Below are 17692 nucleotides of genomic sequence, written 5' to 3'. Positions count from 1 at the left end.
TCGTCGGGCTCCGCTATCGACGCTACTGGCTCCCCGCAAGGCTGTCAACCGCACCCAGATCAAACAAGCCTTTTGCTACTTGGATTCGGTAACAAATTTGCCCAGCAATACCGGCAGCAGCGTCAAATTCCACAGTACCGCCATAAACATGGCCAAGCTCGACAGCAGACCGAATTGGGCACTGGGCACAAAATCCGAAAAGCCTAATTGCGAAAACCCCAAAATTATAATCAAAGAGGTAAACAAAATGGCGAAACCCACACTGAACGTCGTGTTATGCAACGCGTCAGCGCTGGAACCATCGGCCAGCTCCTGGCGGTAGCGATGCACATAGTGAATGGTGTTATCCACCGCGATGCCCATGGCAATGGACGCGATGGTAATGGTCATCAGGTCAAGGGGAATATTCAACCAGCCCATGGTGCCCAAGACTCCCACCGTCGACAGCAAGTTCGGCGCAATGCCAATAAAAGCAGTCCGGAGAGATCGAAATATCACCAAAAACGTCAGTGTTAATGCGATATACACCAAGCCCAGTGAGAGTACCTGAGAGCGAAACAGGCGTTGCAGTATGTCTTGGTAAAGCACAAACAGATTGGTCAGCTGATAGTCATCTGAACCGATGCCAAGCTCTTCCATGCCGGCATGAATGTCCGCCATGAGATCAGCCCGGTTGAGTCCTTCAGTGGCATCTTGAATCCGCGCACTGATACGCAGCTGGGAGTGCTCTTCGGAAAAATAGGAACCCACCAATTCTTCTCGCAGCTCTTCATCAATAATGCGATAGGCGGCAGTCAGTTCGTATTCCGTGAGAGGCACGCCGAGGATGTCTTGCGCCAGTTGAGTAAAGTTAACCACAGAGAGAAGCTTTCCCATGCCTTCAAGATCCTGCAGCATCTCCTGCACCCGCTGTGCCATCTGCACGGCTTCAGCAGTAATAATGAGCTCGTCCTGATCGGTCTCCGGCAACTCAAGAACCACATCCAGGGGCGTAGATCCACCCAGCTCCTGATCAATAAACGACAGCTCCCGGTGTGCATCCGTGCCTTCACTGAAGTAATCGATAAAACTGTTTTCCACGTTTAGGCGAAACAAGCCAGCACCGCCGACAACGAGTGCCACAAGACTGATAGTGATAACGGTGCCCTTCCAGCGCTGATTCAGGGCATCGGTTCCCGCCAACACTCGGTGCGCGAGCTTCCGATGACCTTTGGCACCTTCACGGGGAAAGAGCGCAAGCAGGGCGGGAAATAACAACAAGCTAACCAACAGCGAAAATGACATGGCGATGATCATCATCCAGCCGAAGGAGATCACAGGCTGTATGCCCGTAAACAGCAGAGAGGCAAAGCCGACCGAGGTAGTTAAACCGGCATAAAAACACGGTGCCGCTTTCTTGGCGAAGGCGGCTTGAATCAGCTCCTGTTGGCTCCACTTGGGCTGCGCGACGCTGAACTCTCGATACTGCACGATTAAGTGCACCACGATCGCCAGGGTAAGAATCAGTTGCAAGGCGATAAAGTTGGAGGAAATCACGGTGGTTCTCAGTCCGAGCATGCCGAACAGCCCCACCGTAAACAGCACGCTGAATGTGCAGCAGATTACGGGAATCAGCACCCAACGAAAACCGCCAAAGAGCACAAACAGCAACACGCAGATCATCGCGGCGATGAGACTTCCGAACAGGAACAAGTCGTTTTGTATGATCTCGATCAGTTGGTAACCCAGAACATGGGCGCCACCCAGATAAAGCTCCGCGTCAGCTTCATACTGGGCAATGATGTCTCGGATGGTATCTATTTCTTGAACGCGGATTTCATCCAGTTCATCTTGTAGCGGCTGCGCCCGTTCCTGAAGCTGCTCAATTTCACCCTGTTCTTCGCTGCTTAGGTCACGCTCCAGGGCGTTCGCTTGAATGGCCGTAATCTGGCTGCGTATTTCTTCGAGTTCTTCATGGGGTCGAAATAACACCTGGATGGCGGTGGCCGTTTGTGCCTGATTTACCAGCAAGTCTTCGTAGATGGGGTTGCCCGACAGTGCGTCGCGCAGTTGCTCGTGGCTGAAGTTTTTTTGTTCGTGTGTCCATTCTTGCGGTTCGCCCTCGGTCCAATCACCTTCCATCAGTGAAATAAGCGGCACGTTCAATAGAGAACGTACGGATTCTACCCGTTCAAGTCCGCGCAGCTTTTCGGTCAGTGAGCCGAGGTTGGTGTATGTCTGTTGGGAGAAAAGATCCAGCTCTCGCGGTTGATACGCGACCAGCACAAATTCCTGGGGAGAGAAGCGCTGGTTCATTACTTCGGTGCGAATGTAATGAATGTTATCTCGTGTGAGCAGGGTGTCGGCCGAAGCGTCAATACGAAAGTGTTGCGCCTGCCAACCCAGCGCCAGAGCGGCCAGAATAAAAACACCCAGGACGATGAGTGGATGTGTGGTCAATGCCTGTGCGAGTCGCTTCACAAATTCTGCCTTTGAAGTGAGTTAATCCTTTGCTTTCTTACCATTAATTAGCGAATTAGCAATTAGCAGGAAAGGGTGCCCGGCGTTCTGAGACACGCTGTGTATATTTCCTTGTACGCTCCGCGTCGGCTTCCTGCCTCCGAGGGTCTCAGAACGCCGGGCACCCTTTCCTTCGGCTTGGGTGCTGCGTTCACTCGTCGGAAAGTTAAAGTTATTCCTCATTGCCAGAAAGTTTTTGGATTCCCGCCTGCGCGAGGATGACGGCGTTCAACGACTCGGGTTCAATCTTCGTCATTCCCGCGCAAGCGGGGATCCAGAGAGGTCATCACATAGCGTGTCATTCCCGCCATCGTCGCCGTAATTTGCGCTAAGGCACTATTCCTCTTGTTCGTCCTCGTCCTCGTTATCATCATCAAACTTAAACTCCGCATCCCGCATAATGGTTTGCAGGTAAAAGTTGCGGATGAATAGGTAGGGGTCGTCGCTCTCCTCCACCATTTTTACATAGCCGTCTGCCTCGGGCGCAAAATCCTGGAAGTAATCAAAGCCTTGTATAACGATACGCTCGCCGTCGTCGGTAACGATGTATGAAATGGGGTGGAAATAACCTTCGACCAGCGCCGAGGTGCCAGCGCGCAAACTGGATGGTCCCAAAAATGGCACCACCACATAGAAACCATAACCGGCGCCGTACTTGGCTAGTGTGTCATCAAGACTGGCGTCCGCGGGCTCAATGCCAAACCAATTGTCGGCGGGGTCAAAAAATCCCAGAATGCCAACGGTAGTATTAATGCCAAAGCGAGCCACGTTGGCGCCGGCCGCCCTGGGCTCCAACTGCAAGAGATTGTTGATCAGGTGAACCGGTGCCTGGAGGTTATCGAAAAAATTACTGAAGCCCTGCCGAACCGGCGCGGGCACGCGGCGGTTGTAACCTCGGGCTAAGGGGACGAACACATAACGATAGCTGACATCGTTAAAAGCAAACACGGCCCGATTAACAGGCTCAAGGGGATCGCGAAATTCGCGGTAGGCTACTACCGTGGGTTCAATGTCGTCAGGATGGTCGCTGCTTTCGTCGGCGGTTGCTGCAAAATCATCTTCTAACGATGCGCATCCGCCAGCAAGGACCGCGACGAATACAAGCATGACCAAGGGTTGGACTCTTCCTGGCGCAAGAATAGATCGACAAAACGCGACCGACCCTCGCGCGTAAACGCGAGTTGATTTGGCCCACTGATCAAGCATTGGCATGCGCATGGCTTTGACATTGCCACAATCTCACAAAGGAGTAAATCGAGTCGGTAGTGGAATGCGACGCTACCAAATAGATTGGCGCCTACTTTCCCATTGGCCGTCGGGAGTTCGACAAGCGCCGTAAACGAAGGGTGGGTGTTGTGTTGGAATGACATACAACAAGTCGGTAAACCAATAACAATTGTTGTTGCTTGCCGTCACCCGAGCTGGGTAATGGGCAAAAAATCGAAAGTCTTTGAGTGCGTCGCTGTTCCAGGCGCGTACTGCTTCGGCGGCGTCGGTACTGCCTAGCGCAGAAAAGCGCGGATGATAGTGCCAGGAGAGATCGGGCAAAGGTTCATAGGCTTGAGCCGCATCACGCAGCCAGGGGTGCGGCCACCAGCGCGCCAGAGGTGAGGCGTCAGAACGCAGATGCGCATGTGCCTGCCAGTGGCCATGTTCAGTACTAACGATTAGCTTCCAGTTAAGAGGCGAGAAGGGTTGCGGCCAGGCCTCGACTTCAATCGGTTCGTCCACCTTGGCGGCGAACTCATGGCCAATGTGTCTCGCTTCCTGTTTGTTGACGATTAACCACCCCAACCACAGTGCCAGTAGTAGCCAGCTCACGCCCACCGCCTTGGGCCAGCGCCAAGCTAGCAGCAAGCCGAGCAGCAGTAGAGAAGAAAACCAGGGGTCAATGACAAACACCCAGCCCAGCGATAGGCGCCAGTCGCTAATGGGCCACAGTAACTGTAGATCCCAGGCGGTAATTAAGTCGGCGAGGATGTGGGAAAGCACACCGAGGCAGGCATAGGCGTATAAAAACCGCCAGGATTGTTGGCGCCCACTCACCACATACACAGCGCTGCTGACCAGCGCGCCCCATAGGGGAAGCATAATCAGAGAGTGGGTAAAGCTTCGGTGCCAATAGGCGTGAAAGGCGAGCGGGTCAATAAAAAATAGAGCGAAATCAACGTCTGGAAAGAGCGCTCCGCCCACTGCGGCAACGAGGGCCCAAGGCGATATTTTTTTGTGCCGGCGGGGGGTGGACAGCGCGCAGAGTGCGCCCAGCCCGGCGTGGGTGAATAGATCCATTTAGCCCCGATCCAATTAACTGGTTCCGCTTACATCCATAAGCCCAAGCGGTCCCCATTGGTTAAACGCTTGTGCAAAAACTCGCGGGTTTTGCGTTGGTCTTCAGAGCTGTCCCGCAACCAGTACGAGAAAGTCGCCAGATACAAGCTGGTAAGCGCTAACTCCTGGGCAATGCGCCGGCCGTGGCTGGCAGTAAGGCCAGCGGCTTCGCGAAACCACTGTACGGTCCGGCTGATACGCAATACGCCCGCGGCCTGCAGGTGAATATGGCCAGGTTCGAGCTTGTACAGCAGCATCTGCCCGGTGAGCTGTCGGTGTTCCGCCATGGCATCCAACCAACACAGAATCACCTGCTCCAAGCGCGCCTGGTTGGTCAAAGGCGCCCAATCGGGGGTGGGCGTGCGACTGAGGAGGGCGTGGTCGGCGCGGTCAAACCAAGCCTCCACCAAATCGTCCTTTTGGGGAAAGTGGCGGTAAATGTCGCTTAGGGGAATGCGCAGGGCGAGGGCGATGTGGTTCAAAGTGAGCTTTTCCCAGCCGCACTCGGCGGCCAGACTCAGCGCTTGATCCAAAATTTCCTGTTGCGTTGTCATAGGCGGTCCCAGGTTAAGAAATTCCATCTCTAAACAATGCCTTGCTTATCGGGGTACTACACACCGCAGAGCACAGACATTAGGATTCGGGAATGTATTGATAGCTCCATTCCATCAGTTGCATGGCCAGCTCATCGGCCGCTCTCCCCAAAGCGCTGACCACGGCATCGAGACTGGTGCCGGAACTGACCTCGCGCACCTCAAAACGGCGCGTGGCGAGGGCTTCAAAACGGCCGGCGTGGATCAGTTGAGCGTCCAGGCGTATACGCGCCTCTGGAGTGCCATTGACATACTCAATGTGAAAGGCGCGCAAATCACTCACCAATTCAATACGCGCATTGACTCGGCTCTCCTCATCCACCACGGCTCTCAGGCGGCCATGCTCGCGGAACGCCTCAATCAAATGGTCCCGCACCAGCACCGGCGCCAAATCCGCCCAGCGGGCGTTTTCATAGGCACTGAGCTGCTGCTCGGAGGGCATCACCAAGAGACGCGTACTGGCCAAGGTGCGGCTGGCACGGGGTGTTTCCAGACGCAGGGACTGATTGATGGCGGCGGCGTCAGAGGCCTCTGGCGGCGCTGACGGAAGCACATACACTTGATAGGGCTCCGGCTGGGGAAAAACCGTACAGGCCGACAAGCCGCCAAGAAAGGCCACAGCCAGCAGCCAAGGTCTAACACTCATGGGCTGTACTCCTGAATCTGATCACTGCCAAAGAGAAATTCCGTGGCGTTGTCGTCGAGCCGCTCCGCCACTTGCTGTACCGCGCGCAGGGCGCTGCGGAAATCTCGGATCGCCGGACCCAAATCCCCGACACTTTTCAGCCCGCGGTCCAGGCTGCTCTGGTTTTCATCCAGCAAGACTTCCAAGGTATGCATAGCCTGTCGGGCACTTGCCAAGGCCTGGCGTCCGTCCGCATCCACCAACTGGTTTACGGTGTCCACCAAAGTGCCAGCGTCGGTGAGCAATTGATTCAGCGCCTGCAGGCTTTCTCCCAGTTCGCCCCGGTGTTCGGCAAAGGTACGCGTGGTTTGCCCAACATCGTCCAGTATTTGGCTCACCTTGGTGGCATTATCCTCGGAGAGTAGGCGCGCGGCGTTCTCCAGGAGCTGGTTCAGGTTACCGATAATCTCCTCACCGTCCGTGAGCAGGGCACTCAGTGGAGACGGATCACCGGGAATGACCGGGGGATCGTCGTAGTCACCGGGTAACCGCGGGCTTTCCGGTGTGCCCCCGTGAAGCTGAACCACCATGCCGCCGGTGATATTGGCCAGCTCCAGCTTGGCGCGGGTGTCTTCTTTAATGGGGGTTGTTTTGAATACTCGAATGCGTGCTCGTACGTGGCGAGGATCGTCCTGATCGAGCTGTAGGCTGAGCACGTCACCGACTTTAATGCCGCTGTAGAGCACTGAGCTGCCCTCGGACAGACCGCTCACAGCTCGTTCAAAACCGATTTCGTAGTAGGTGTAATCACGGTCGGAGGCTGTCTTCCCGAGCCACAGGGCGAACATCAGGATGGCAAAAAACGCCAACACGGTGAACAAGCCGATCATAATGTGGCGAAATCGGGTTTCCATTCAGGAGTTCTCCAGTGAATCTGCAGCCCGGCGGGCCGCGCGGCCGCGTGGGCCGTGAAAATATGATTGAATCCAGGCGTTATCGTGCGCGGCCACAACGGGCAAGCGGTCCGCCACCAGTACGCGTTTGTTCTCCAGTACTGCGACCCGATCACAGGCGGTATACAAGGTGTCCAGGTCGTGTGTCACCAAAAACACCGTTAACCCTAGCGCGTTCTTGAGCGTCAAAATCAGTTCGTCGAAAGCGGCGGCACCCACGGGGTCCAACCCCGCTGTGGGCTCGTCCAAAAATAACACTTCCGGATCCAAAGCCAGAGCTCGGGCCAAAGCGGTGCGTTTGATCATGCCGCCGGACAGTTCCGCTGGGTACTTCAGCGCCGCCTCCGGCGGCAGTCCGGTCATGGCAAGTTTAAGCCGTGCCAGGTGCTCCGCGTCATCACGCTCCAGGCTGGCTTGTTCGATCAAGGGCAGCGCGACGTTTTGCTGGACGGTGAGCGATGAAAACAAAGCGCCATGTTGAAACAGTACGCCGAAGGGGCACGCCAGGTCCAGGGTCTGGGGGATGGTGTGTGGGTGCTGCAAATGCTCAGTGAGCACCTGCACCTGCCCGGCCGAGGGTTTTTGTAAGCCAACAATACAGTTTAAGAGTACCGATTTGCCGGTGCCAGAACCGCCCACAACCCCAAGGATTTCGCCCTGGTGAATATCCAAGTCCAGATTTTCGTGCACCACCAGCTTGCCAAAGCGGTTGGCGAGCCCGCGAATCTGAATCAGTGTCTTTGCTTCCCGAGTCACCAACCCATCTCCATAAAAAACAATGCCGCCACAGCATCCAAAAGGATAACGACAAAAATGGACTGTACCACGCTCGAGGTGGTGTGTTCGCCCACCGAGCGGGCGCTGCCAGTGACCTTGAAACCTTCCAGGCAACCTATGACCGCAATGACAAAGGCGAACACGGGGGCTTTGCTCAACCCCACCCACAAGTGGTGTACGGGAATGTCCCGGTGCAGTATGGCAAAGTACTGCGCGATCGAAATATCCAAAACCAACAGACAGACCATCAGCCCGCCGAGGAGTCCCCCGATCATACCCACGAATGCCAAAATCGGCAGAGTAATCACCATTGCGAGCACTCGGGGCAACACCAGAAGCTCAATCGGATTCAGACCGAGAACGCGAATTGCGTCGAGTTCATCGTTCGCTTTCATGGAGCCGATATGGGCGGCAAACGCACTGGCGGTACGGCCAGCAAGCATGATGGCGGCCAGCACCACGCCGAACTCCCGCAGGAAAGAAAAGCCCACAAGATTTACGGTATAAATGCCGGCTCCAAACTCTCCCAGCACGGTCGCACCCAAAAATGCCACCACGGCGCCCACCAAAAACGTCAACAACGCAATGATCGGGATGGTGTCCACACCCGTCTGTTTGATGTGCATGGCTAACGCGGCGAGGCGCCACCGGCTTGGGCGGAAAACAGTGGCCGCAAAGGCCTCCAGCGTGAGGCCTATAAACCCGAGCAAGGCTGTGAATTGCTGCCAGAAATCTTCCGTACCCGCACCCACTCGGGCAAGGAAATCGGTGACAGGCGCTTTCGGTGGTGTGGGTGGATTTAGAGGTTCCGAGAGTGCCTCGGCGACTGTTTCCAACAGCGCTTTACGAGCCTCTGGCAAATCCGGCGCCCAGTCCGAGATTCGCAGTAAGCGCTCGGTGCCCAGTAATTCAACCAGCAAGGCGGCGCCCGCTGTGTCGAGTACACCTAAGGCCTGCAGATTAATGGAAGTGTTTGCCGGCACCTCGCCTGCATGGGCAACGACTTGCTTCAGCTTCGCGTAATGCAGAAGGGTCCAATCCCCGCTGATGCACACGTCACTGGCTTGTTGTTCAATGCGCCCGGGTTGTGACTCTGTGGTAGACCCTAAAGACATGGATAACCGCCTAGGAGGTGCCCATACGAAGCCATACTGAACTTGGCTAGAGGTGTTGCAGATATTGTGGGCAATGTAACCATCGAGCTTCTCTTCCTGGACCGCTAAAAGCAATGCACGCGGCCCCTACATTAGGGGACTTTTTCAGAGAGCTCAAGACTCTACGGTATATACCGCAAGCAGTTGTAACTCAATTTGCTATGGTTTTCACGGACGTGAATTTGTAGTCCGCTCGAAGAAGCGTCTTAGGCGAGGCGAGGAAAGCGGAGATCCGATTGCGTGATTCCCACCACGCAACCACCTCAATAGCGTCGACCAAACAGGTCATGCGATTCAGGTGGCTACGTTGTGGTTCTCTCAATGAGCGAGTGCGTTACAGCTCGCCCGCCTCCACTTGCCGATGCGCATAGTCCACTGCGCGTGCGGTGAGCGCCATGTAAGTGATGCTCGGATTTTGGGTGCCAGAGCTTGTCATGCACGCGCCATCGGTGATGAAGACGTTCGGCACTTCATGCATCTGATTCCATTTATTAAGCACACTGGTAGCTGGGTCGTGACCCATGCGCGCGGTGCCCATTTCGTGGATGCAGGCCCCCGGCGCAGTAGCGGAGTTGTACGAAGTGATGTTGGTGCATCCCGCCGCTTCCAACATTTCTACTGCACTTTGAACACCGTGTTCACGCAACTTGGCTTCGTTTTCGCGCAGCTTGGCATCAAAGGTGATGATGGGCATGCCCCACTTGTCGCGTTTGTTGAAATTCAGGTACATACGGTTTTCATGGTACGGCAGCAGTTCGCCAAAACAGGTCATGCCAATCTGATAAGCGCCGGGCCGGAAGATTACGTCTTTCAGATCCTTCCCGAGCACGCCGGCGGGGGCGTTGGTAATACGCCGGGCGCTACCCTGGTAACCGAAACCGCGCAGATAATCCGGGCGTTTTGTTTCTTCGTCAAGGTTGGTGAAGCGTGGAATGTAAAAACCGCCGGGTTTGCGGCCGGAGTAATAGGTGTCCTCCAAACCGGGCAGAATGCCTGACGCGCCCATGCCGTAGTGATGGTCCATGATGTTGTGGCCCAATTCACCACTGCCATTGCCCAGGCCGTTGGGGAAAGCTTCAGAACGGCTGTTGAGCAGGATCGCGGTGGTGCCCACGGTGCTGGCATTACAGAAAATCAGCCGCGCGGAAATTTCCAGATCCTCGCCGCTAACCGCATCTTTCAGACGCACGCCCGTGGCTTTGCCGCTGGCCGGGTCATAAACAATTTCGTGCACAATGCTGTTGGGGCGAATGGTCAGGTTGCCGGTTTCCTGAGCCACCGGCAATGTGGCGGATACGCTACTGAAGTAAGCACCGTACGGGCAGCCGCGGTCGCAGCGGTTGCGCGACAAACACTGACCGCGATGGCCTTTGTGCACGTCCGGGTTGTACTCGGACAGGTTGGCCACGCGTCCGGGTGTCACCACGCGCTCAGGGTATTTTTTGGCAACCGCTTCGCGGAAATATTGTTCAGCGCAGTTCAGGGGAAAGGGCTTCAAAAACTTTCCGTCCGGAACCTGCTTTAATCCTTCGCTTTGTCCGGCCACGCCGACAAACGTTTCCACTCGGTCGTACCAGGATTCGATGTCCGCATAACGAATGGGCCAGTCGATAGCGATGCCTTCTTTTTTGTTGGCTTCAAAATCGATGTCGCTAAAGCGGTAACAATGGCGGCCCCACATAATGGACCGGCCGCCGGTGTGATGGCCCCGGATCCAGTCAAATCGTTCGTCTTCATCGTAGGGATACTCGTCATCCTTGTTGATAAAGTGTTTGACTCTTTGGCGCACCCACCAGGGCAAGCGATTTTGCTTCTCGTAGTGTTTGGCAATTTCTTCCTGGGTCACCATGTCTTCGTGCGGCAGATCCCAAACGTCTTTGTGGGCCGTGGGGTAATCTCCGTGCTCAACGGAGCGCCCGCGTTCAAGCACCAAAGTCTTATAGCCTTTTTGACACAGTTCCATAGCGGCGTAGCCACCGCTGATGCCGGAACCAATAACAATGGCATCGTAGTCGGTTTGTTTAGTTTCAATCATCGTTATATGGCCCAAGCTCGGTTGTTTACATCATCCACGGAAATGCACGGTTCATAAGTGCCGGGAATCGGGAGGTAGTTCAGATAGTTGCGACCAATTTCTTCCGTGGAGAGGTAATAAGCAATCACCTGTTGCTTGAAATCGAGCAAGCCCTGGCGTGCTTCCGCCGTGGCACTGTCGGTGCTTAGTTCCAACGCGCTCAGCATATCGGTTTGCTGGCTGGTATCCTGCTGCATAAAGTTTTGCTGTTCCAAATGGCGCTCAAGCGCCAACCAGTTATGCTTAAAAGTCCGTTGATGCGGCTCGGCAAAAACCTGGCCGAGCATAGAGTCCATGGTGATATGCACATCCACATCACTCGCGGACGGACTGTCCGTTTTGGGCAGAATGGTGTCTGCCAAATACTTGACCCGTTTAAACTGATCAGGGCTGAAAAAATGCAGGATAGGAAGCTCGCTATCGCTGCTGGTGCGCGTCGCCACTTTGTCATTATCGGATCTGGAACAACCGGATAAGATGGCGCCGGCTAGGGGCGCGGACACGGCTGAGCCGGTGATCCAAGCGGTGTATTGAAGTATTTGTCGTCTGTTCATGGGAAGCCTTTGCGATACCGTTGAAAACAGCCGGTACAGGGGTTGATGGGGGTGTTCTATTGATTTCGGGTGCGGTTTTTTACTAAAGCCCTATTTATAGGCCAAGGTTGCCCATACTGCAATTAACCGGGGGAATATAGGCCGCAACTTGTTGTTTTGGTTCAAGGAAGTTACCCCGAAACTTGTGAACGGGTCAACGAAATGAATTGTAAAGGAGAGTTAAGTGCAGGAGGGGGAGGCCGGGCCTCCCGTGCGGTGACAGGCCTTAAAAGGCGATGGGCTTACAATCCTCCCGGCTCACCTGTTTGTAAAAATCACCCATTCCACCCATGCGGCAGTTGCTGGGTAGATCGGCCTCGGTAATCCCCCGAACATCCGCGCAGGGTTTGCAAACGATTACATCAACATTGTTGCTTTCAAATACCTCTTTAAATTTCGCTGGCGGACCGCAAGGGACTATTCGTTCGTGAGCACCGGGAACCGCAATGCTGACCGCATCGTGAAACAAAATCATGGTGACCGTATCCCCGGCCTCCAGAGCGGTCGCAGCGAATATAAAGGGGATTGCCGCCCGGGTGGTGTCACTGGGGCCCCAGGTAGTGGAAATTGCATAGTGCATGTATCGCCTCCTGTTATCTCTGTTTTGTCTTTTTGCGAAAGTCGGGGTACAGAATCAACTTGTACGCCCTATTTGCGAAAGCCCATTGCACTTTCCGTTACCAGCCGCGATGGCGCTATTCTCGCCTTTGGCATTTTTTAGGTTGTCTGCAACCAGGCTTCCGCATCGGACCCTTGCGTTAGGTCGAACGCTTTAATTTCAACGCCAGGAATCAACGCGCCCTCTATTTCACTGGCTTTACGTAACCAGGTCTTTCCAACGACTACGGCAACACGATCGAACCGGCGGATAAATTTGAACATACTTGGCATGCGGGACAATTCGACGCCAATTGCCCCAAGGGATGGAAAATCAAACTCGTTGATTCTGAAGAGCATAGTGCCGTGGGTGACGCCTTCGGACTTCTCCATGAGTTCGTCCAGTAACCGTTTCATTTCCTCTGTCTCGAGCTTTCCGGAAAACTCAACATTCAGGCGGTCGTCGGTTTTGCGCGTTACTTGAAACATGCGGCTCCTCCTTTGCGGTGAGTGACGCTGGAGTCCATACAAGCTCAGACGCCAATAGCAAGTGTGACTTTACCAACCTATCCTTCAGCCCCCGCCCCGTCAAGCAGGCGCTGAGTCAGGGCTATTGGTTCAGAAAGGTATCCAGCAAGCGCAAGATGGAGGCTCGTTGAGGCTCCGTAAGCCGGGGCCACATGGACTCCAAAATCGCCAACTCATCGGCGACGTGGGTTTTCTCGTAATAGGCATTGCTTTCGCGGACGGCCAGGGGCGCGCGATCCGAGCCGACGCCCTGAAAGAACCAGGAGACGGGGGTATTCAAGGATTGGGCCATGCGGTACAGCTGTGCGGCACCCACTTTATTCTCCCCGTTTTCATATCGGGAGACTTGCTGTTGGGTGGAGCCAATGGCTTCGGCCAAGGCTGAGGCGCTGATGCCGTTCTGTTGGCGCAGCTTTTGAAGGCGGGCGCCTATGTGTCGATCAATATCAGTCACTAAAGGTTTCGGCATTTACGACATCATCCAAAAAACGGGTGAATTTACAGAATTCACACGGTTGACAGGTATGTTAATCAGCCGATAACATCGAATCATCAACATAAACGATGTAATTACTCGGCAAATACGCTTAAGAATGAATTTGTTCGCATTATTGAAGCATTTGTCGAGACTTTTGAAGTAGCCGAAGAAGAGCTATACGTATTTGAGGGAATTTAATGTCGGATCAATCAACAAAAGCCCCCGTCGTTGGGCGGGATGTCTGTCGTCATCTAACCGACTTCGACGACGATCTCGATGAATTCAGGGACAACCTATCATTTTTCTGCGATGCAGTGATAGCCATGCTGCAAGTGGACGCTGGCGTTGACCCCGCCACCTGGGGTGGCGCAAAGGCCACCTCCGAGCAAATGAAACGACAGCTGGAAGAGCTCCGAGCTCATTCGGGGCGTCTTCGGGCGACTCTGTTAGTGGAACTCGCCACGCATCATTAAGGGCTGGGTTTGTACGTTTAGCGGCTCGTTAGTCCAACACCAAGTGGTGTCCTCCCAGTAAAAATACCCAGGCTACGACCGTTGCCCAGTGGATGAGGGTCGGCACCCAGAGGGAGCTCGAGTATACGTAGCTGTAACCGCAGGTGATGCCCAGCAGAGCGACAATCGTCAGGAACACCGGATCGAGAAACAGCGCTTGGGCTTCCGGGCGGTTGGTGAGAGCGCTTAGGGGGTGCCAGAGCACGTAGAGGATGGTACTCCCGCCAATGGCCAACGCCACCCAAAGAGGGCCCCGGTCGCGGATATGGCGTGGAATCAGTAAACCGCGAAACAGCGCCTCTTCCACCAGAGAAGGTGTAAACAGTAGCCCCACGAACAGCAACGGCGCCAAAGGGCTGCTGATTACATCGAGCTGAAACAATCCCGTCCCAATAGCCAGCGCCAGAGCTACCACAACAAACACGGGTACTGGCAGCCAGGCCTCGCGGGGTGCTCGCCACGGCGGCACCAGGAGGCCTTTAAAAAGATTCTCGACAACGTATCGCTTCAGCTTCGCGAACATGTCCCTTGCTCCTCCGCTTATTACCTACCTAGATCCTGGACCGGGTGCCGCTCAGTTTTCTCCGCTCTGGCCGTGCCTCGCCTCAGGGCCTTTTGTCTTGACAGGTTTACAGCATCGGCCTAATTTGACGCACTGGTGATGATTTTCGAGCCAATGGCTGTACGAATTTCAGGGTTTGGGTAAGCGTACTGACAGGAGACGCTATGAAGTATTGCGCCAGCACGGCATTGTTACTCTTCGTTTTTTTGGTGGGTTGCGCCAGTCAGCCAGCCTCGGTGGCGCCAAGAGTTGATGCTGAAGGCTACGTCACTTTGCGGGACGATCCCGCCGTGCGTTTTGCCACCAGTGGATGGAATCACAGCGATACTTCAGACCCATTTATTTTAACGCCCAACTATTTAACCAACGCCTTGGTTGGCGTAACTCGCTTCGAGTCCGGTGAAATGATCACGCAAAATGGCCCCAGAGTGCCTGCGACGTTGAATGCGCAAAGCATCCGTGGCCTGCTTGATCAGTTGGTTGGTGATGAGGAAAATTTCAGCTCACGTTCGGCTACCGTTCACGGTCGCGAAGTAGTAATTGCCGACTATCCGAACGAACAACGATCCCGGCGGGAGTACGCCTTTGAATTTGAAGGGAACCTGATCCGCCTAATCATTGTTGCTCAACATGGGGATTATTTTGAAGCGGCAACAGCAGTTGCGGAAAATATTGTGGGGACTATTTCGCGGCCGTAAATCCCGGCTTTTTAGTTACCAGGGGTTGCCCTTGAGCTCTATTGCACTGTCCAGGCTTAAACCATCCCGGTGCATAAACTCAAAGTTTGAAGTAACCAGTTCGCCTTTCTGTATAAACTGTACCGGCCCGCTGTGGTGACCGTAGCCGTGTCTTGTGTAGTACGGCACGAGCCTGAGGGGGCAGAAGAGCGTAAAAATGTCCGAGCCTAACCGCTGCTCCGCCTGCTGATGAACCTCCGCAAACAATTGCGCAGGAATGCCTTCGCTCTGGTGCTCGGGCCGAACTACAACCCCGCCAACCCCAATAACCGCGCGTTCCACCGAGTCCTCAAAGAGAGTAAACGCTCCAAAACCAATATGCCCAATCGCTTGCCCGCCAGCGTCGTAGGCGACACTGTGCCAAGTGGACTGCGCCCATTCCATACCCCGGCCTTCCACAGGGAATACTTGTTCCCGCCAGTGCATCAACCGGGTTAAGTCCTCTTCAGGGACAACTTCAACTGTCTCAATATTTATCATGTGAATTAACAGCACTCCTCAATGTCATCCAGCCGTTGCTCCGCTAAGGGCAGCGTCATAAACACGCTGTGGGGATCTTCACAGTAACTGGCGAAAGGGCCGCACAGCTCGAAGCCAAATTTTTGATACAAATGGTGTGCGGGCGCAAACGTGGCCAAGGGGCCAGTTTCCAGGCTCAACCGTTGGTAACCCCTACGTTTAGCTTCTTGAATAAAATAGCTAAGCAGCGCCGACGCGACACCTTTGCGCAGCGCAGCGGCCGTGGTGCGCATGGATTTTATTTCACCGTGGTCTGGGCTCAGTTCCTTCAATGCGCCGCAGCCCAACAGTGTATCCCGTTCCCACGCACTCCAAAAAGTAACACCCGGTTGGCGGAGCCCGTCCAGGTCTAGCGCGTGAACGCTTTCCGGTGGGGAGATTTCATGCATGTGTCGCAAGTGCTCGGCCAGTAACGCCCGAACCGCAGCGCCTTGAAGGTCATCAACGCGTATGTCCATTGTTGTGTTTTCTCAAGTTACCAATGAGGACTGTACTTCAGTTACTGCTCAGGCCGGCGAGCCCGCCGGGACCAAAGGCCTCCCAGTGCCACACCGAATGCCGTACCAAAAGCCACCGCCTGGGCCATATTTCCGGTTGCCACACCAAAGCCAGCCCCCACGGCAACGCCGATCGCGATCCCAGCCCCCATTCTAGAGGAAAAACATGTTTTACATAGGCGGTTCATAATAACTCCTTGTAAGCTATTGGTTGTCCAGCTGCTGTAGCTGTTCTGGTTACTATAACCGAAATCTGTGCAATAATTTTCCGCTTCGCCCAACCTGCCAGAGTTGGCGCAATGCTGATTAGAGAGTAACCTCCGCGCATGCTGGAATTCTATAAAAAAGCGCTTTTGGTCCTCCTGGGGTTGCTCATTGTCAGCGCCTTTGCGGCCTACCTGTGCGTGCAGCGCGCATTCCTGCAGTGGCCCTTATTGCCGGCCGACACCAGCGCTATCCCCTGGGAAGCCGAAACGGAATCCGATCGTAACCGCGGCGGCCTTTCCACCGTCGAGATCCACGACGCCAGCTACAGCCTGGATTTTGAATTGTTCCTATCGCCCGCCGTGGATTACGCCCAGGCTTCTTTGTCACTGGTCTTCAAGGACCAAAGCGGCGAGCCTACCCTAAAGGACTTGGCTTCGTTCGACCGGCTGACCTTCAACGTCAAATGCGCACCGTCTAATGTACTGGGGTTTACCGTATTCACCTTTGACCGTCAGCTTACCGAACCTGGCGATTACTTCACGTATCGCGCACCTTCAGCTTACTTTTCCTGCAGCGACCAGTGGCGCGAGGTGGAAGTGGATTTAACCCGCCTGGAAATGCCTCAGTGGTGGCTAGACGCCTTTGAAATTGACCTCTCCATGAAGGGGTATGACTTAGCCAAAGTGGCCAAGGTCATGTTTGGCTCCACCTTTCAAAGCCCCATGGAAACCGATTCCCGGGTTCAAGTGAACGAGTTAACGTTGCACGGCCGAGATTGGCGCTACATGTATCTCTTGGCCATGCTGCTGCTTGTAGCGTGGGCTGTGTTTGGTGTTTGGCTATTTCGCCAGCACACCAAAGCACTGGTCAGTGACCTCAGAAGCAAACTGCACAAGGACCGGCCCCTGGTCGCTTACCAGCAGTTGTCTGTTGAGCCGAAACGGGACAAGGACAAAGACGCCATTTTGCGCTTTATGGCCACAGAGTATTCCAACCCGGATCTGAATCTGGAAGGCATGGGTGCCGCTATTGGGGTGAGCCGCACCAAGATTAACGATATTCTCAAGGCCGAGTTGGGTTTTACCTTTACCGGCTACCTCAACAAGCTTCGCCTGACTGAGGCGGCCCGGCTTTTGGCGGAGGCGCCAGAGGCCAGCGTCTCTGAAATTGCCTACTCAGTGGGCTACAAAAACGTGTCGTACTTCAACAAGCTCTTTAAAGACGAGTACAGCTGCACACCCCGGACGTTCAAGTCGCTCTATGAGAAAGCGCCCAAAGATAGCGAAAGCTAATCATTGGGCGGCAAGTCGGCCCGCTCTCCACCACCAAAACTTCAATTTGCGTAAAAATAACTTCAACTTTTTACCGGCTGATACGTTTTTTGAGAAAATCGCTACTGGATCCTCAGCGACTTTGAATAGGCTAGCCTTCGACGTGATTGGCACCCGTTCAAACTGCA

The 17692-nt window shown here is 54.6% G+C and carries 20 protein-coding genes; 3 read left to right on the top strand and 17 right to left on the bottom strand.

The window, feature by feature from the left end; translation table 11 throughout:
- Positions 1-75: 75 nt before the first annotated feature.
- The 13 genes from RBH33_RS08770 to RBH33_RS08710 form a co-directional block, all read right to left on the bottom strand.
- Positions 76-2460, bottom strand: coding sequence for an efflux RND transporter permease subunit (locus tag RBH33_RS08770; RefSeq protein WP_306731797.1), 2385 nt, complete (start codon positions 2458-2460; stop codon positions 76-78).
- Positions 2461-2835: 375 nt separating this feature from the next.
- Positions 2836-3606: an MlaA family lipoprotein gene (locus tag RBH33_RS08765; RefSeq protein ID WP_306731796.1), complete on the bottom strand. Its 771-nt coding sequence runs from the start codon at positions 3604-3606 to the stop codon at positions 2836-2838.
- A gap of 171 nt (positions 3607-3777) precedes the next feature.
- Positions 3778-4788, bottom strand: a complete 1011-nt coding sequence (locus RBH33_RS08760) for a metal-dependent hydrolase (RefSeq protein ID WP_306731795.1) — start codon at positions 4786-4788, stop codon at positions 3778-3780.
- Between the two features lie 29 nt (positions 4789-4817).
- Entirely contained in the window at positions 4818-5381 is a 564-nt protein-coding gene (locus RBH33_RS08755; RefSeq protein ID WP_306731794.1) for a TetR/AcrR family transcriptional regulator, read from the bottom strand.
- Positions 5382-5460: 79 nt separating this feature from the next.
- Positions 5461-6066, bottom strand: a complete 606-nt coding sequence (locus tag RBH33_RS08750; RefSeq protein ID WP_306731793.1) for an ABC-type transport auxiliary lipoprotein family protein — start codon at positions 6064-6066, stop codon at positions 5461-5463.
- Positions 6063-6959 (bottom strand): MlaD family protein, encoded by an 897-nt coding sequence (locus tag RBH33_RS08745; protein ID WP_306731792.1) that lies wholly within the window; start codon positions 6957-6959, stop codon positions 6063-6065. Before RBH33_RS08745 ends, RBH33_RS08750 begins: the two co-directional genes overlap by 4 nt.
- Positions 6960-7754 (bottom strand): ABC transporter ATP-binding protein, encoded by a 795-nt coding sequence (locus RBH33_RS08740; RefSeq protein ID WP_306731791.1) that lies wholly within the window; start codon positions 7752-7754, stop codon positions 6960-6962. It abuts the gene before it with no gap.
- Positions 7751-8890: an ABC transporter permease gene (locus tag RBH33_RS08735; protein ID WP_306731790.1), complete on the bottom strand. Its 1140-nt coding sequence runs from the start codon at positions 8888-8890 to the stop codon at positions 7751-7753. The genes RBH33_RS08740 and RBH33_RS08735 overlap by 4 nt, the downstream gene beginning before the upstream one ends.
- Before the next feature lie 373 nt (positions 8891-9263).
- Entirely contained in the window at positions 9264-10964 is a 1701-nt protein-coding gene (locus tag RBH33_RS08730; RefSeq protein ID WP_306731789.1) for a GMC oxidoreductase, read from the bottom strand.
- Between the two features lie 2 nt (positions 10965-10966).
- Positions 10967-11557, bottom strand: coding sequence for a gluconate 2-dehydrogenase subunit 3 family protein (locus RBH33_RS08725; RefSeq protein WP_306731788.1), 591 nt, complete (start codon positions 11555-11557; stop codon positions 10967-10969).
- Between the two features lie 265 nt (positions 11558-11822).
- Positions 11823-12176: a DsrE family protein gene (locus RBH33_RS08720; RefSeq protein WP_306731787.1), complete on the bottom strand. Its 354-nt coding sequence runs from the start codon at positions 12174-12176 to the stop codon at positions 11823-11825.
- A gap of 137 nt (positions 12177-12313) precedes the next feature.
- Positions 12314-12682: a SpoIIAA family protein gene (locus RBH33_RS08715; protein ID WP_306731786.1), complete on the bottom strand. Its 369-nt coding sequence runs from the start codon at positions 12680-12682 to the stop codon at positions 12314-12316.
- Positions 12683-12803: 121 nt separating this feature from the next.
- Positions 12804-13190 (bottom strand): helix-turn-helix domain-containing protein, encoded by a 387-nt coding sequence (locus RBH33_RS08710; protein ID WP_306731785.1) that lies wholly within the window; start codon positions 13188-13190, stop codon positions 12804-12806.
- A gap of 206 nt (positions 13191-13396) precedes the next feature.
- Between RBH33_RS08710 and RBH33_RS08705 the strand changes: the two genes are divergently transcribed.
- Positions 13397-13672: a hypothetical protein gene (locus RBH33_RS08705; protein ID WP_306731784.1), complete on the top strand. Its 276-nt coding sequence runs from the start codon at positions 13397-13399 to the stop codon at positions 13670-13672.
- Positions 13673-13700: 28 nt separating this feature from the next.
- On the opposite strand, the gene RBH33_RS08700 is transcribed toward RBH33_RS08705, so the two are convergent.
- Complete coding sequence (locus tag RBH33_RS08700; protein ID WP_306731783.1) at positions 13701-14234, bottom strand: CPBP family glutamic-type intramembrane protease; 534 nt, start codon at positions 14232-14234, stop codon at positions 13701-13703.
- Positions 14235-14437: 203 nt separating this feature from the next.
- Here RBH33_RS08700 and RBH33_RS08695 point away from each other — a divergent pair, with 203 nt between their 5' ends.
- Entirely contained in the window at positions 14438-14971 is a 534-nt protein-coding gene (locus tag RBH33_RS08695) for a hypothetical protein (RefSeq protein ID WP_306731782.1), read from the top strand.
- Between the two features lie 15 nt (positions 14972-14986).
- Here RBH33_RS08695 and RBH33_RS08690 read toward each other — a convergent pair whose 3' ends face one another.
- From RBH33_RS08690 to RBH33_RS17790, 3 genes are read right to left on the bottom strand one after another with little or no spacing between them, the layout of a single operon-like run.
- Complete coding sequence (locus RBH33_RS08690) at positions 14987-15490, bottom strand: GNAT family N-acetyltransferase (RefSeq protein WP_306731781.1); 504 nt, start codon at positions 15488-15490, stop codon at positions 14987-14989.
- A gap of 5 nt (positions 15491-15495) precedes the next feature.
- Positions 15496-15987 (bottom strand): GNAT family N-acetyltransferase, encoded by a 492-nt coding sequence (locus RBH33_RS08685; RefSeq protein ID WP_306731780.1) that lies wholly within the window; start codon positions 15985-15987, stop codon positions 15496-15498.
- Positions 15988-16028: 41 nt separating this feature from the next.
- Positions 16029-16178, bottom strand: coding sequence for a glycine zipper domain-containing protein (locus RBH33_RS17790; protein ID WP_473752978.1), 150 nt, complete (start codon positions 16176-16178; stop codon positions 16029-16031).
- A 174-nt stretch (positions 16179-16352) separates the two neighbouring features.
- Between RBH33_RS17790 and RBH33_RS08680 the strand changes: the two genes are divergently transcribed.
- Entirely contained in the window at positions 16353-17525 is a 1173-nt protein-coding gene (locus tag RBH33_RS08680; protein ID WP_306731779.1) for a helix-turn-helix domain-containing protein, read from the top strand.
- The last annotated feature ends 167 nt before the right edge of the window (positions 17526-17692 follow it).

Origin of the sequence: Marinimicrobium hydrolyticum (assembly GCF_030848505.1) — a bacterium.
In the GTDB taxonomy this organism is placed as follows: Bacteria; Pseudomonadota; Gammaproteobacteria; order Pseudomonadales; family Cellvibrionaceae; genus JAVDDU01.
Note: the sequence above shows the minus strand (reverse complement) of the source record. Positions and strands in the feature narration are given on the sequence as shown.

What these genes read in the sequence shown, in the direction of transcription:
- RBH33_RS08735 (WP_306731790.1), bottom strand. Translation starts at nt 8,890, where the DNA reads ATGTCTTTAGGGTCTACCACAGAGTCACAACCCGGGCGCATTGAACAA.
- RBH33_RS08695 (WP_306731782.1), top strand. Translation starts at nt 14,438, where the DNA reads ATGAAGTATTGCGCCAGCACGGCATTGTTACTCTTCGTTTTTTTGGTG.
- RBH33_RS08715 (WP_306731786.1), bottom strand. Translation starts at nt 12,682, where the DNA reads ATGTTTCAAGTAACGCGCAAAACCGACGACCGCCTGAATGTTGAGTTT.
- RBH33_RS08705 (WP_306731784.1), top strand. Translation starts at nt 13,397, where the DNA reads ATGTCGGATCAATCAACAAAAGCCCCCGTCGTTGGGCGGGATGTCTGT.
- RBH33_RS08755 (WP_306731794.1), bottom strand. Translation starts at nt 5,381, where the DNA reads ATGACAACGCAACAGGAAATTTTGGATCAAGCGCTGAGTCTGGCCGCC.
- RBH33_RS08685 (WP_306731780.1), bottom strand. Translation starts at nt 15,987, where the DNA reads ATGGACATACGCGTTGATGACCTTCAAGGCGCTGCGGTTCGGGCGTTA.
- RBH33_RS08710 (WP_306731785.1), bottom strand. Translation starts at nt 13,190, where the DNA reads ATGCCGAAACCTTTAGTGACTGATATTGATCGACACATAGGCGCCCGC.
- RBH33_RS08730 (WP_306731789.1), bottom strand. Translation starts at nt 10,964, where the DNA reads ATGATTGAAACTAAACAAACCGACTACGATGCCATTGTTATTGGTTCC.
- RBH33_RS08745 (WP_306731792.1), bottom strand. Translation starts at nt 6,959, where the DNA reads ATGGAAACCCGATTTCGCCACATTATGATCGGCTTGTTCACCGTGTTG.
- RBH33_RS17790 (WP_473752978.1), bottom strand. Translation starts at nt 16,178, where the DNA reads ATGGGGGCTGGGATCGCGATCGGCGTTGCCGTGGGGGCTGGCTTTGGT.
- RBH33_RS08680 (WP_306731779.1), top strand. Translation starts at nt 16,353, where the DNA reads ATGCTGGAATTCTATAAAAAAGCGCTTTTGGTCCTCCTGGGGTTGCTC.
- RBH33_RS08760 (WP_306731795.1), bottom strand. Translation starts at nt 4,788, where the DNA reads ATGGATCTATTCACCCACGCCGGGCTGGGCGCACTCTGCGCGCTGTCC.
- RBH33_RS08700 (WP_306731783.1), bottom strand. Translation starts at nt 14,234, where the DNA reads ATGTTCGCGAAGCTGAAGCGATACGTTGTCGAGAATCTTTTTAAAGGC.
- RBH33_RS08690 (WP_306731781.1), bottom strand. Translation starts at nt 15,490, where the DNA reads ATGATAAATATTGAGACAGTTGAAGTTGTCCCTGAAGAGGACTTAACC.
- RBH33_RS08725 (WP_306731788.1), bottom strand. Translation starts at nt 11,557, where the DNA reads ATGAACAGACGACAAATACTTCAATACACCGCTTGGATCACCGGCTCA.
- RBH33_RS08720 (WP_306731787.1), bottom strand. Translation starts at nt 12,176, where the DNA reads ATGCACTATGCAATTTCCACTACCTGGGGCCCCAGTGACACCACCCGG.
- RBH33_RS08765 (WP_306731796.1), bottom strand. Translation starts at nt 3,606, where the DNA reads ATGCTTGTATTCGTCGCGGTCCTTGCTGGCGGATGCGCATCGTTAGAA.
- RBH33_RS08750 (WP_306731793.1), bottom strand. Translation starts at nt 6,066, where the DNA reads ATGAGTGTTAGACCTTGGCTGCTGGCTGTGGCCTTTCTTGGCGGCTTG.